The 14,121-nt window shown below is 35.9% G+C and carries 11 protein-coding genes; 1 reads left to right on the top strand and 10 read right to left on the bottom strand.

The features are described 5' to 3' along the window. The first annotated feature begins 263 nt into the window (after positions 1–263). The gene (locus ACVWYN_RS09615; RefSeq protein ID WP_457288636.1) at positions 264–1,244 is read left to right on the top strand and encodes an acyl-ACP desaturase; all 981 of its coding nucleotides are present in this window, start codon (positions 264–266) and stop codon (positions 1,242–1,244) included. An 84-nt stretch (positions 1,245–1,328) separates the two neighbouring features. Here ACVWYN_RS09615 and pafA read toward each other — a convergent pair whose 3' ends face one another. From pafA to pyrR, 10 genes are all read right to left on the bottom strand, one after another. Further along, positions 1,329–2,999: an alkaline phosphatase PafA gene (pafA, locus tag ACVWYN_RS09610; RefSeq protein WP_457288635.1), complete on the bottom strand. Its 1,671-nt coding sequence runs from the start codon at positions 2,997–2,999 to the stop codon at positions 1,329–1,331. A 72-nt stretch (positions 3,000–3,071) separates the two neighbouring features. Continuing rightward, positions 3,072–4,358 carry a bifunctional folylpolyglutamate synthase/dihydrofolate synthase gene (locus ACVWYN_RS09605; RefSeq protein WP_457288634.1) on the bottom strand — a complete coding sequence of 429 codons (1,287 nt, stop codon included), beginning with the start codon at positions 4,356–4,358 and terminating at the stop codon, positions 3,072–3,074. A 29-nt stretch (positions 4,359–4,387) separates the two neighbouring features. Continuing rightward, the gene (locus ACVWYN_RS09600) at positions 4,388–5,218 is read right to left on the bottom strand and encodes an energy transducer TonB (protein WP_457288633.1); all 831 of its coding nucleotides are present in this window, start codon (positions 5,216–5,218) and stop codon (positions 4,388–4,390) included. Continuing rightward, positions 5,218–5,619, bottom strand: a complete 402-nt coding sequence (locus tag ACVWYN_RS09595; protein WP_457288632.1) for an ExbD/TolR family protein — start codon at positions 5,617–5,619, stop codon at positions 5,218–5,220. The genes ACVWYN_RS09600 and ACVWYN_RS09595 overlap by 1 nt, the downstream gene beginning before the upstream one ends. Then, positions 5,619–6,329 (bottom strand): MotA/TolQ/ExbB proton channel family protein, encoded by a 711-nt coding sequence (locus tag ACVWYN_RS09590; protein WP_457288631.1) that lies wholly within the window; start codon positions 6,327–6,329, stop codon positions 5,619–5,621. Before ACVWYN_RS09590 ends, ACVWYN_RS09595 begins: the two co-directional genes overlap by 1 nt. 1 nt (position 6,330) lies before the next feature. Then, positions 6,331–7,605, bottom strand: a complete 1,275-nt coding sequence (locus ACVWYN_RS09585; protein ID WP_457288630.1) for an HU domain-containing protein — start codon at positions 7,603–7,605, stop codon at positions 6,331–6,333. Between the two features lie 54 nt (positions 7,606–7,659). Then, positions 7,660–9,351 (bottom strand): hypothetical protein, encoded by a 1,692-nt coding sequence (locus ACVWYN_RS09580; RefSeq protein WP_457288629.1) that lies wholly within the window; start codon positions 9,349–9,351, stop codon positions 7,660–7,662. 1 nt (position 9,352) lies between these two features. After that, positions 9,353–12,370 (bottom strand): tetratricopeptide repeat protein, encoded by a 3,018-nt coding sequence (locus tag ACVWYN_RS09575; protein ID WP_457288628.1) that lies wholly within the window; start codon positions 12,368–12,370, stop codon positions 9,353–9,355. Positions 12,371–12,491: 121 nt separating this feature from the next. After that, positions 12,492–13,424: an aspartate carbamoyltransferase catalytic subunit gene (locus ACVWYN_RS09570; RefSeq protein WP_457288627.1), complete on the bottom strand. Its 933-nt coding sequence runs from the start codon at positions 13,422–13,424 to the stop codon at positions 12,492–12,494. Position 13,425: 1 nt separating this feature from the next. Continuing rightward, positions 13,426–13,974: a bifunctional pyr operon transcriptional regulator/uracil phosphoribosyltransferase PyrR gene (gene pyrR, locus ACVWYN_RS09565; protein ID WP_457288626.1), complete on the bottom strand. Its 549-nt coding sequence runs from the start codon at positions 13,972–13,974 to the stop codon at positions 13,426–13,428. Positions 13,975–14,121 lie beyond the last annotated feature (147 nt).

The following is a 14,121-nucleotide window of genomic DNA, read 5'->3' as shown; positions in this document are numbered from 1 at the left end:
GCCGATGGTACTGCGGTAACACGTGGGAGAGTAGGTCGGTGCCAGATCTTAAAGATACCCTGTAGTGAAAACTACAGGGTATTCTTGTTTATAAACAAAATCGTAAATCATATATCCCAAAATATAGTTTATACCAGTTAGCTACTTTCGCGATGTACATTATCATACGCTATTACAACTATAATTCCTAATTAACATTCCGTTAAGCACATGCTTTCTGCGAAAATTTGGTATATTTGATACAAATTTAAAACAACACAACAATGAGTTTTTTCGCAGAGAGAAGAAGGGAAGTGATGCTACATATAGAGAATTATATGCTTGATATGATGGGCACATACTTAAAGCCAATTGATACAAACTGGCAACCATCTGATTTTTTGCCTGATTCCACCAGTGATACATTTTATCAGGATATAAAGCTATTGCGTGAAAATGCAAGAGATCTTTCTTATGACCTTGTTGCTGTGTTAATAGGTGATACCATAACAGAGGAAGCATTGCCTACTTATGAATCTTGGTTAAGCATGGTTGATGGCATTACCAAAAATGAAGAAGGAGGATGGATGAAGTGGGTACGTCATTGGACTGCAGAAGAAAACAGACATGGAGATTTGCTAAATAGATATCTTTATTTATCTGGAAGAGTAGACATGAGACAAATGGAGATTTCTACCCAGTATCTAATTGCCGATGGTTTTGATATCGGTACGGGGCATGATCCTTACAGGAATTTTATCTACACAAGCTTTCAGGAATTAGCAACTAATATTTCTCATAGAAGGGTAGCATCATTGGCTAAAAAGGACGGCGATGTTTTACTTTCTAAGATGTGTGGTGTAATTGCTTCTGATGAAGCCCGTCATGCCAAGGCTTATAAGGATTTTATGAATAAGATCTTTGAAGTGGATCCAAATGAGGCGATGATCGCTTTTGAGGATATGATGAGGAAGAAAATTGTTATGCCAGCTCACTTTCTAAGAGAAATGGGTATGAAGATCGGTCAAACTTTTGGTCATTTTACTGATGCTGCTCAACGACTTGGTGTTTATACGGCAGTTGATTATGTGGAGATTATGCAACAACTAATAGAAGAATGGAAGCTAGAAAGTATGCGTGATCTTAACGGTGCAGGAGAGAAAGCACGTGATTATATTATGGCTTTACCAAATAGGTTATTAAGAGTTGCTGAAAGAATGAATAACCCAACGATGGAGTATAAGTTTAGCTGGATTAACGGCTAGATTTTACTGGAATACCGATTATAAAACAAAGCCGTTTTGATTACTATCAACGGCTTTGTTATTTTTTGCCTTTTATAATTTGTCTTATTGATTGGTCAGCTCAGTTATTGGCTCGCCAATGCATCCGCTTGGCATCTGAATGTTAAGCATCGCCGCTAAGGTTGCCGAAATATCTGTCATGTAATGTGTTTTATTAGTTTTCCCAGGTTTAACATGCCAGCCCATGAATACGCAAGGAATATGAGAATCATATGGATTCCAGGAACCGTGTGTGGTGCCTGTTTTACCACCGCTAAAATAATTTGATTTGAGGACATAATGAATATCGCCGCTTCTTTTTGCATAGAAGCCATAGGTTAGTGCCTTTTTAATTTGCTCCGGTATGGTTTCAGTAGAAAGCTTTTCCAAATCAAATGCACCCATTACTGCATCTTCTTTCCTTAGCATCTCTATTGTCAATGCTTTAATTGTAGCGAAATCTGCTTTTGCATCTTTTATCGCTTCGTGATCAAAATAGAACTGGCTATTGATAGAAGCTATGATTGCTTTTTTTACTTTGAATTTCTCTTCTATTAGCGTATTTAATGATTTTATTACTTGAGAATCGCTGTAAAGTCCGCCTGGTAATTTATTTTCTTCCATGAAGCCAGGAACATGAGCTGCCCCATGATCTGCCGATAGAAAGAATAGGTAATTGCCTTTACCTATAGTTTTGTCAAGGTAATTGAAGAACTCCTCCAAGTCCTTGTCCAGTCTTAAATAGGTATCTTCTGCTTCAATAGAATTTGGTCCGTATTGGTGGCCGACGTAGTCGGTAGAAGAACAACTAACAGCAAGAAAGTCTGTTGCAGCTCCTTTACCAAGATTTTCTGATGCTATCGCTAATTTAGCAAGGTCTAATGTAATGGTATTTCCATAAGGTGTACTTTTGATAATATCGTAGTTTTTACCGATATATGATTTTAGAGGATGTGGAAAAGTTGGTGTCTCTTCTTCTTGTGATTTGCCTTCATATACTTTATTATCGGTGGTACTTTGCGTATAGGTATTGATAGGATATAGGGTATTCCAGTTTTTGTCGTAAAACTTATTAGTAACTTTTAATTTGTTAAAATCTGCCAGCCATGCAGGAAGTTGACTCATATAGTGTGTGCTGGTAATCCAGTCGCCTGTTTTTCCATCATACCAATAAGCTGCATTAGCAGAATGACCAGCGGGCATAATTGCTCCTCTGTCTTTAAGAGAAATACCAATAACTTTACTTTTAAAATTTGTAGCCAGACGAAGCTCGTCGGTAATGGTTGTTACTAATAGGTTTTTAGGAGACATTTTTCCAGCCGGTGTATTGCTGCCTACGGTATTTACAGTTGTATCTTCTGCGCAATATATGTTTCTTTTTAATTGTCTTTCATACCAGTCGTTACCTATAATTCCATTTATTGCGGGTACAGAACCGGTGTAAATGCTGGCATGACCACAAGCTGTATAGGTTGGCGTATATGGAATAAATGTGTTTTCTGCGGAAAACCCTTCATTGATGAGACGTTTGAAACCGCCGTTTGAGTACCTATCGTAATACCTATACAGATAATCCCAGCGCATTTGGTCGATAACCATGCCGATAACTAATTTTGGGCGAGCAACAGTTGCCGGAAATATTTTAGCATCAGTAACTTTATCTTTTTTTGTTTGCGCAACAGCTACAGTACTGATCAGGCTTGATAATAATAATAAATGTATTAACCTTTTTCTCATGAGGTAGTTCTTGTTTATGAATTTAAAGATAGTTACTTAGATTAAACCTTTGTTTAATATTGTGTTAAGATTCTATAGTATTTCTGCAACTACAAAAGTGCTGCCTCCTATAAATATAAGGTCATTTGAACTGCTATTTGCTTTGGCAGCTTCCAGGGCTTTAATCACAGATGAATACGAATGACCTTGAAGATTGAAATCTTTTGCCTTTTCTTGTAGCTCTTTTGCCGGTAACGCACGTTCTATTTCGGGCTGACAAAAGTAGTAAGTTGCATCGGAAGGTAGTAAACTCAATATTCCACTGATATCTTTATCTCTGACCATACCAATCACCATGTGGAGTGCAGCATGTGGTGTGTTTATTATGTTTTTCAAAACTTCTTTAATGCCCGCCTCATTATGGCCTGTATCACAAATAATAAGTGGATCTTTTCCCAAAATTTGCCATCTACCTTGTAATCCAGTTAATGCTTTCGTGTTTTTTAAGCCTTCGCGTACCGCATCATTGTCTATAACGTATCCTTTTGATCTGATCACTTCAATACTCTTTAGTACTGGAAGGAGATTTTTTTGCTGGTAAGAACCAGTTAGATCGAGTAATAAATCTTTATAAAGTATTTTATTGTCATTATAAACTGATAGCTCTAACAGGCTTCCATTAGGGTTAACAGTATCTATTTTTAGATGTTCTGATGCAAAAAATATTTCGCTAGCATTTTCAGAAGCTTTATGGATAAAGACCTGGTCGGCATCTGAATTTTGCTCTCCAATAATAACTGGGATTCCACGTTTGATGATGCCGGCTTTTTCAGAAGCAATTTCTTTGATTGTGTTTCCTAAAAGGTTAGTATGGTCAAAACTAATATTTGTGATCACAGACAACTCTGGTATTATGATATTTGTAGAATCTTGCCGGCCTCCAAGCCCAACTTCTACAATGGCAATATCTACACTAGACAGCGCAAAATAGGAGAAAGCCATGGCCACAGTAACTTCAAAGAAGGAAGGACTTATTCTTTCAATTAACTTTTGCTGTCCTGCAATAAATTCTACAATAAAATCCTCCGGTATCATTACCCCGTCTATCTTAATGCGTTCGCGAAAATCTTTTAGGTGTGGAGAGGTGTAGAGTCCGGTTTTGTAACCTGCTTTTTGAAAAATGGCGGCTAACATATGAGAGGTCGAACCCTTTCCATTAGTGCCAGCAACATGTATTGACTTAAACTTATTTTCTGGATTTCCAATTGCATTGCATAAGGCAATTGTATTGTGAAGATCTTTTTTAAATGCTACAGCACCAACTCTGGTAAACATTGGTAGTCTTTCATACAAGTATTCAAGAGTAGTTTTATAATCCATTATTGGGGATAAATAAAGAAAACTAAAAGCTATTTTACTTTGAAATAGAATATTACTATTTTCAATTGAACATCAGGACCAGACTCAGATTGTGTAACGCGTGCACCCATAACAGCATTCTTACATTTTTGCCATAAATCTCTATCGTTTAAGGTTGTACCTTTCACACCTGGAGTAGCATCAAGCACTTGTCCGCTTCTATTAACCTTAATACGCACAGCAATTTTACCGGTTTTTTGTCCATCATCCTGAGGTAGTACAAGATCAGTAAACTTTCTTAGATCAATTGGCTTTTCACCAAAACCAGAACCTCCCTCACCATAATTAGCTGCATTAGGATCACCATCAGGATCACCTTGATTCCCAGCTGTAGTTCCGGTACCATCACCACCACCCGTTCCTTTATTTGCCTTTCCTTTGTATAAGGCATTTTGGTTGACAACCGGCTTAGATGGTTTGCTTTCTGTTGTTGCAGTAGGAACAGATATTTTATTTGTCTTTTTTGTATTTACGCTAACTGCCTCTTCTAAATTTTGTGTTACAACCTCTTTGTCGCTTGATTCAGTATTTGGCTGTTGCTTGGTGGGCTCAGCAGGAACTACCTTGTCAGGCTGCTTATTATTTGCATTTGGATCTGCTGATGGCTCCTCTATACTGGTATAATCATCACCCATTCCCTCTGCTGAGGTTCCATAGTTTACTACCATACCACCCATGCCTGCTTCTTCAGGAGGTTGAAAAGAACCAATTACTATAAAGAAGCTAATCAACAAAAGAAAGCCCATTATTCCACTTGAAATGACAATTGCCTTGGGGTAATTGTTCTCTTCAGAATTTGTATTTTGTGCTTTATGGGTCATTATTTTTTAGGCTCTACAGCTACAACGAGTTTCAGTTTTAATTTGTTGGCGATATCATTTACAACAAAGCCTTCCTGATAGGTTACGTTACGAGACACATACAAAAGAATTGTCATATCTGGTGCCAATTTTTGATAAGCTTCTAAAGCAGGTTGTAACTGCTCAATTGTTACCGGTTTCTTATCAATGGAATATTTTAAATTTTCGTCTATTGTTACTGTAACTGCTTTTTTAGCAGTTGATTGTTGACCACTTGATGACTGAGGCAATAATAGTTTCACCACTGTAGGATTTACCACTGCTGAAGCCAACAAAAAGAATAGCATCAAGAAGAACATAATATCATTCAATGCAGAGGTATGTACCTCTACTATTGGTTTATTTCTTTTTCGTAAATTCATTATTTCCCTGGCTCTTCTAATAGATCAATAAACTCAATTGCATCTGTTTCCATTCTTAATATAATGCGTTCAACCATCATATTAAGAATATGATACAATACATATGAAATTATACCGATTATTAAACCAGTTGCTGAAGTGATCATTTTAGTATAAAGACCACCAGATATAGTTCCAATTTCGATTGCACCTTTTACAGATACATCATGAAAAATAGTGATTACACCTATGATTGTACCAACAAAACCCAGCATGGGAGCAATACCGGCAACGATACCCAAAATTCCGATGTTTTTTTCCAGCTTGGATACTTCCAGCTTTCCGTTGTTTTCAATAGCTGCTTCAATATCCTTGATTGGGCGGCCAATGCGCTTCAATCCTTTCTCCAGCATTCTGGCAAGAGGAGAATTATTGTTTTTGCATAAGGCAATAGCATTATCTAGTCTGCCATCGTGGATATATTGCTTAATCTGAATCATTAAATTTGATTCAGATTTTGATGCCTTTCTAATTGTTAGATAGCGCTCAACAAATATGATCAATCCTAGGAATGCAAGAAATGCAAGAGGTATCATTACCCAACCACCTTTAAATAGCAAATCAATAAAGTGCAGTTCTGGTGGCACCGTAGCTATCGGCTGAGTAAGATTGTTTGCTGAATCAAGAATTTTGGTGGCCGTATCCGTGACACTTTGTAATAATAAAATCATGTTATATTGGTTTGTGTGTGTGCTTGTTTTGATGAATATACAGGTCTTTGTTCTTCAGTTTTTTAACTAAAATTTTACGGGCCTCTTCAGCGGTTTTTTCATCGTTGAAAGTGGCTATACTCATCTTAATTCTTCTTCCTGGCATGTTGAGAATTGCTTTTGCAGTATATCCTTTTGCTTTCATTTCTGCGATATATTGCTTAACTTCTCTTTTTGTTAAAGATGCAGCCATTATTTCCCAGGTAGTTGCAGAGTCTACCGCAACAACGTCTTGCAACGAATCAACAGGTAGTACAGCTACTTTTGATGTATCAATTTTAGCTATTGTATCTGTTACAATTACCTGAGGTTGAACGCGAGGTTTGACAATTAGATTTTTATTCTTTTTTGTTACGGTGTTAAAAACTGAAGGTTTAATTAAATACAAACCACCCAATGCAACCGCAAGTATTGCGAAGACAATCATTAATTTTTGCCAGAAAACTAAACCTCTATCCTCACTATAATCTGTTTCTGAATTTTCTTTGTTTGCTGCAGGTGAATTTGTACTATCAAAATGCCAAATATTTGCTGTGCCAGATTCAGTAATTTCCTCGGGTTTATAAACTTCTTTAGCTTCTTGATCCAGCGTATCTGGTTTTTCTTCTTTTTCAGCTTGCTCCAGAGCATCTGGTGCTTTGTCGGCAATATTAGTTTCTATGGTAGAAAGCCCTTGTATAGGAATAGAATTATCCATAGCAGGATGTTCGGAGATTTCTTCAAAAGTCTTCTGATCGTCCTTTTCAAGGATTTTCTGTCCCTTTTCGGGTTCTAAAAATGAAAATTGTTCATCAGTTAGGGGCTCATGCACTATTTGAGGTTCATTTTCCTTAATGTTTTCGTCTACACTAGGCAGGCCATAAAATCCGAAATCTACTGAACCAGTTCCTTTACTTTTAATTATCCATTGATCACTTTGTTTTATTAAAGTTCCTATTGCTCCTAATGAAGCCTCATTTTTCAGATCAATTTGAGCAATAATATCTTCAAAGAATCCATTTATAAAGTAATCTGCAGATTCTAAAGAGATATTTTTTTTCTTACAGATGTAATCTTTTAAATGCGAAGACTCTAAAATATCCCTGGTAAAATCTAATACATAACTTGGTGGAATGAATATGTTAGTATCACTGTCATATCTTCCCGCTATTTTCCTTTTATAAATAGTGCCCAACCCAGGAATTCCAACTTTATTTTGGGTTTTAAGCAATATTTTAAGGTATGTTGATATATCCATTTTTGTAAAAATAAATTATAATTTCATACCAACCAATTAATAATTGAAAACCAATTAGAACGAATAACTGATTCCACCGTAAACGTTCAAACCAATTGCTTCATAATAAAGATATCTGCTGTAAGTAGTATTTAACAGGTTGTTTGCCTTTGCAAATGCAGAAAATTTGTTATTTATTTTGTAGTTGGCACCTATCCCAAGGTCAACAAACCCTTTAACAGTTGTCAATGTCTCCTGGGATGGTATAGGGACAAGGTATGGATTTGAGGGAGCCGTATTATACAACTTGGCTTTACTGTCGTCCTGTATAGCTACCGAAGCATTTAATGCCAATTCTTTTGTAACGTTAAAAAGGAAATCAGAACTCACTCGAAGAAGGGGCTTATACCAACTTTGTGATTCCGCCGCAGGCGAATAATCGTCGAAATTTACTTTACCGGTCCACTTCAGCGCATCACTAACTTGTACGGAAAGTTCACCTTCCAAACCAATAACCTTCATAGAACCATAATCGTAAATGACATCAAACTTATTTGTTTTGTAGAAATTATTAACAAAAAGTGGCATGTCTTCTATTGTTTTATGATAGAATCTGGCTTTATATCCAAATCCAGGTCCGCCAGTTCCTTTGATTCCACCACTAATACTTAGTTTTTCAAAAGAGTTTCTGATGCTAATGTTGCTGTTTAGAAATGGATTTTCGTCTGTAAATTGCTTCAAAGAATTTCGGGTTACATCTCCTTTAACCTCTCCAAATATCTGCAGATAATCGGGTATGAGTGTGAAATCTGCAGTAATGGCAGGAAATATTCTGGTTGATGAGAAAGCGCCAAATTCCTGAACGAAATTTATACCAGCATTGATTCTAATTCCATTTGTCTGGAGACGGATATAAGGATTTAACTTAAGCAGGTTATTGCCTACACTGGTAAGTGAGTCCTTTGTGCTACCAAACTCTGTAGATGCAGCTAAGCCCAGATTGAAACTGCTAATCCGTTTATTTAAGTATCCATTTAACACAATAGATTTTTCATTAGCATTAAATTTATCACTCCACAAATAGCCATTAACCTTGGCTGCATAGCTTAATGCATCAGGATCGTCATTAAATTTGTTTACAATTTCACCTTCCGCTTCAAAATAATTTAAAACCTGTTTCTCAGGGTTTAGGTTTTGAGTAGTATTGGCTGGGTCAACACCGTAGAAGTAAAATCCATTTCTTTGAAAAGTAATCTTACCGTTTAATGTATATTGATCTCCAATACTGCGACCAAATGCACTTAATTTTTGCTGGTTCGCTTGTTGTTTATTTAATTTTCCGGACTGACTGAAGTGCTGGAAAAATGCTCCCGCTTGAAGTGCCGGGTCATCACCAATATTTACATAAGCTTCGCCAAAAATTGTCTTCGCGCTTCCAAATCCCCCCTTTACATAATTATTTATCAATTCTGTCTTTTTTTCATCCGCAACTTGCTGCGCTTGCAGTTTATTGATATCTGAATTTAGATCCAGCTTCCTATCTGTTAAGCTATAGTTAAATTTAGCTTTGTAAGTTTTTACATCGTTAAGATCAGGACTTCTTCTTAGTTTTACTGCTTCTGCAAGTACTGGTTTGTAGGGCCGTACTACCTCGATTTCTTCGGTTACTACTTTTTCTTCTGCTTTTTTAGTTTCTTGCGCATTAGCATCAAAAACACCAATAGTTAAGCTCAGAATGGTTATATATATTAGATTGCTTAATTTCATTTTATTTGATTTTTTTTAATTTTTCTTTTGCTGTAGGAACGATATCGTCTTTACCATCATAGTTATCTATGATACTCAGCAGGGTACTTTTTGCTTGTAAATTATCTTTAAGAGCTACATAATTATCAGAAAGTAATATAAATGATTTGGCTACCCAATAATCATATGATGGCATATTATTAATCAAGTCAAAACAAGTATTAGTTGACGTTTTAAAGTCGCCTTTGGCATATTGAACAAGTGCCAGATTATATTTTGCTTCTGCAGCAGCTGCTGTCTTTGTTTTAGCAACAACATTATTAAATGCCTTAACTGCCATTGCCGTGTCTGCTTTTAAAAGATATGCCTTGCCTGCATAAAGATCTGCACTATTTTTATCCTCCTCGGAGCCCTTTTCAGATTCTTTTATTAGCTGAACGTATTTTACCATATCATCGGGCATGTTGAGGGCATCATATGCTTTTAGAAGATTGTTTATTGCATAACTATGGTGTGCTTTATAATCTGCAGTAGTTTCTAGTCTTTTAAGATAAACTATAGCTTCGTTATATTTTTTCTGGTCCAGAAATAACTTTGAAATGCTTACTAATGATCTTTCAGTATAATCACTGGTCCAATCATTTAAAATAAATTCATAATCTGGTACAGCTTCTATAGGCCTATCAAGTTTAACGAGTGACTCGGCTCTAACAAATTTAGCTTCCTTGTCATGGATTGCTTTTGGAAACTTATCAAAATAAGCATTTACGGCTTCGAAAGCACCTTTAAAGTCACCTTTTAGGTAACGGTTGTTAGCTGCCTGGAAAACAATATTATCCTGTTCAGCCATTGAATAATTCCCTAAAGGAGTTGTGTTTGCATAGGTGATGAAACCATCTGAGTCTCCTCTATCTACATAAATATTTTTTATAGATTCCAGCGCTTGTTTGGCTTCTTCCGAACTTGCATATTCTCTAATCACCTTTTTAAATGATTCTAAAGCTTCATCATCTTTATCTTGGTTGTACTGAACTAATCCAATGGTTACTAAAGCACGGGGAACGTAACTGCTATTTGGATATTTACTAACTAAGCTTATTAAATCTGACTTTGCCTTTTCAAAATCCCCTTTGTTAAAATAGGTATAAGCAGTTTCAAAACCAGCATCATCAGCATAATTCGAATTCGAAAACTGTTTAAGAAGATCTTGCATTGTTGTAATTTTTGCATCGTTCTGGTTGTCCAAGCCCTGAATCATTCCTCTTTGAAACAAAGCATAATCTTCACCAGTTGAACTGCTTGCAATGATTTTATTGTAATTGACAAGCGCATTTCCGTAACTTTTATTTACGAAATAGGAATCTGCAAGTCTGATTATTGCGTCATTTACTGTTTTTTGATCCTTGTCATTCCCGTTCAGGAATTTTTCAAAATAATTCGCCGCTTTGCTATATTTCTCATCTTCAAAAGCAGAATAAGCCAATGCATAATTAGCAAAGTTATAAACACCTGTCTTTTTTGCACCTGGCATATCCAGAAAGGTTTCAAAATTACTGACTGCTTCACCAAATTTTCTTAGTTCATAGGAAGCTTCTGCTTTCCAGTATGTGCTTAGAGCTAGGATTTCCTCATCCTGTGGAAATTTTTCAGATCGTAAAAACATAGAAAGCGCATTTGGGAATGCACGTTCATTATAGAACTCAAGACCCCTAAAATAGGTTACTTTTTGGTAGGCTTCTTTTGCTTCAGGAGATTTGCTCTGAATCGGTTCTAAGATGTCTATAGCAGCCTGATAGTTTTTACTGGTAAGCAAAATCTCTCCTAGCAATGTTTTTGCTTCATTTACTTTTCTTGAAGTTGGAAATTGTTTTAAGAAATTTTGTGTTGCATCTAATGCCTGCTGATTGAAATCCAATTCATAACTAAGCCTTGCATAATTTATCCATGATTCTTCCTGAATGAATTTATCAAAGTCCAATCTCGATGACCGGAAAAAGGCGCTTCTTGCTTTTTCTTTGCTTTTTAGTTCAATAAACGAACGCCCTAATGTATACATACCACTTTGAAGATAGATATCATCGGCACTAAGCTTTTCTAAAACAGATACAGATTGAGAATACTTTTTTAGCTGGAAAAGAGAGTAGCCGTACTGGTAAGTGAAAAGATTATTTTGATTATTAGACTTGTTTTTTGAATAGAATTCTGCAAAATATTTTTCTGCATTTACATAATCTGACTTAGCGAAGTATGATGCTGCAATTAAGCTCAGCATCTCTGCTTCATATTGTTGTTTAGAGGTTTTTAAAATAGGTATGGCATAACTAAGTACGTCGTCATAGCGTTCATCAAGGTAATACATAGAGGTTATGTAATACGGATAGCTTGCTTCGTAAGTGGGAGATCCTTTTAGCTTTTCAAAATTACTTAGCGCTGTTTTGTATTCTTTATTCAGATAATTTATATACGCAAAATAATATGTTGCACTTTCCTGATAAGGAGACTCGTCTTTCTTGACAATCTCAAATAGTGGTTCTGCTTTTTCTATGTTTTTTAATTCAAAATAAGAGTACCCTTGTTTAAATTGATACTCTAATCTTTGCTTACCGGAAAGGGTAGAGGGATCTGTTTTTTCAAACCATTCCAATGCTTTCGTATAGTTCTTTTGTGCATAATATGATTTACCTACGTGAAAGTAAGCAAGCTTCGTGTTGGCATTTAAAGGATATTCTTTAATGAAGTTTTGAAATAGGTTTTCAGCATCAGAATTTTCAAGTTCTAATGCACAAACTGCCGCATAGAACTTTGCATTTTCCTTTAAAATGGAAAGTTCAGTATTACTTTCCTGTTGCGTGCTAGGCTTATCTCTGGCTTGCTCGACCAATCTAAATTGTTGTGCAGCTGCCACATATTTTTCATTATTTAAAAGTTCTAATCCGGTTTGGTAATTCTTATTGAGCGTTACTAATTTGCTTGTCTGTCCATAGCTCGCGGTTAAGCCGCCAGCTAATAACAGCGGAATAAAAAAGTATTTTTTCTGCATTTGATTTCAAATATGGTTGGTACTAATATAAAAATAGTATTGCATGTTGTTAACATTAGAAACTAACATCTGTTGATAACAGTTTTTAAACGAATAGAATTGGGAATTGTTATGAAATATTTTAATCTCTTTGGGCAGCTAAGAGATAAAGCACGGCCATTCGTACAGCTACACCATTCTCTACCTGTTCTAAAATAATGGATTGTTTACTGTCTGCAACATCAGTTGTTATTTCAACTCCTCTATTGATTGGGCCTGGGTGCATAATTATAATCTCTTTATCCAGACTATCTAAAATTTGCTTGTTTAAGCCATACATCATTGCATATTCTCTCAAAGATGGAAAATATTTAATGTCTTGTCGCTCCAATTGAATACGAAGCATGTTTGCTACGTCACACCAATTTAAGGCCTTTTTAAGGTCGTGCTCTACCTTCACGCCTAGGGATTCAATATATTTTGGTATTAAAGTAGTAGGCCCACATACCATAACTTCCGCTCCAAGTTTCTGTAGACAAAGGATGTTTGAAATAGCAACTCTGGAGTGCAAAATATCACCAACTATTACAACTTTCTTTCCAGAAACTTCTCCAAGTTTTTGACGGATGGAATATGCATCTAAAAGTGCCTGAGTAGGGTGTTCATGCGCCCCATCTCCCGCGTTCACAATTTGCGCATTAATATGTTTGCTTAAGAATACTCCTGCGCCGGCATAAGGATGCCTCATTACAACCATATCAACCTTCATAGCAAGGATATTATTTACAGTATCAACTAAGGTTTCTCCTTTACTTACTGAAGATGACGATGCCGCAAAATTTACTACATCTGCTGATAGTCGTTTTTCTGCTAGTTCAAAAGAAAGTTTAGTGCGTGTAGAATTCTCGAAAAAGATATTTGCTATAGTTATATCCCTTAATGAGGGTACCCGTTTTATAGGGCGATTAATTACATCTTTAAAATTATCAGCTGTTTCAAAAATCAATTCTATATCATTTCGGTTTATATCCTTAATACCTAAAAGATGTCGCGTTGATAATTGTTCTGCTGCCATATTATTTATTAGTTTCTGAGATTAAGATCACTTTATCTTCTCCTTCAGTCTCTGCCCAGCTAACCTTAACGTGTTGCGAGTTCAAGCTATCCACTTGCAAGCCAATGTAATCAGGGTCGATCGGTAGTTGTCTTGAAAAACGCCTGTCAATTAGTACAAGTAATTCTACTTTTGCCGGCCGTCCATAAGCTAGCAATGCGTCCATAGCTGATCTGATTGTACGTCCAGTCCATAAAACATCATCTATAAGAATCACGTTTTTACCCTCAATAATAAAGTTAATGGTATTACTGCTGGCAGTTAATAAACCGTCTTTTCTTCTAAAATCATCGCGGAAAAATGTGATGTCAAGATTACCCTTGTGTATAGTGGTTGTTTTTGTAATATAAGACAGTTCACGGTAAACCCTATCAGCGAAATAGCTTCCCCTAGGCTGTATGCCTATTAACACAGTATTAGAAAAATCGTTGTGGTTCTCAATTAATTGATGACAAAGTCTCTTAATTGTGATCTGAAATTTTTGTCCGTCTAGCAGAGTTCTTTTTTGCATTGACTAATGATTAGGCAAATATAAATAAAAAGTTTTAACCACAAACGCTGACTTCGATATTTCATTGTAAAAATATAACTAATGATTTTATTGGCATTAAAAAAGGCGCACATATTTATGTGCACCTTTTGAAAATTATTATGATAG

It is taken from the genome of Pedobacter sp. UYP24, from assembly GCF_054057295.1.
Note: the sequence above shows the minus strand (reverse complement) of the source record. Positions and strands in the feature narration are given on the sequence as shown.

Coding starts and splice junctions, on each gene's coding strand:
- ACVWYN_RS09575 (WP_457288628.1), bottom strand. CDS start 12,370: ATGCAGAAAAAATACTTTTTTATTCCGCTGTTATTAGCTGGCGGCTTA.
- ACVWYN_RS09615 (WP_457288636.1), top strand. CDS start 264: ATGAGTTTTTTCGCAGAGAGAAGAAGGGAAGTGATGCTACATATAGAG.
- ACVWYN_RS09570 (WP_457288627.1), bottom strand. CDS start 13,424: ATGGCAGCAGAACAATTATCAACGCGACATCTTTTAGGTATTAAGGAT.
- pafA (WP_457288635.1), bottom strand. CDS start 2,999: ATGAGAAAAAGGTTAATACATTTATTATTATTATCAAGCCTGATCAGT.
- ACVWYN_RS09580 (WP_457288629.1), bottom strand. CDS start 9,351: ATGAAATTAAGCAATCTAATATATATAACCATTCTGAGCTTAACTATT.
- ACVWYN_RS09600 (WP_457288633.1), bottom strand. CDS start 5,218: ATGACCCATAAAGCACAAAATACAAATTCTGAAGAGAACAATTACCCC.
- ACVWYN_RS09590 (WP_457288631.1), bottom strand. CDS start 6,329: ATGATTTTATTATTACAAAGTGTCACGGATACGGCCACCAAAATTCTT.
- ACVWYN_RS09605 (WP_457288634.1), bottom strand. CDS start 4,358: ATGGATTATAAAACTACTCTTGAATACTTGTATGAAAGACTACCAATG.
- ACVWYN_RS09585 (WP_457288630.1), bottom strand. CDS start 7,605: ATGGATATATCAACATACCTTAAAATATTGCTTAAAACCCAAAATAAA.
- ACVWYN_RS09595 (WP_457288632.1), bottom strand. CDS start 5,619: ATGAATTTACGAAAAAGAAATAAACCAATAGTAGAGGTACATACCTCT.
- pyrR (WP_457288626.1), bottom strand. CDS start 13,974: ATGCAAAAAAGAACTCTGCTAGACGGACAAAAATTTCAGATCACAATT.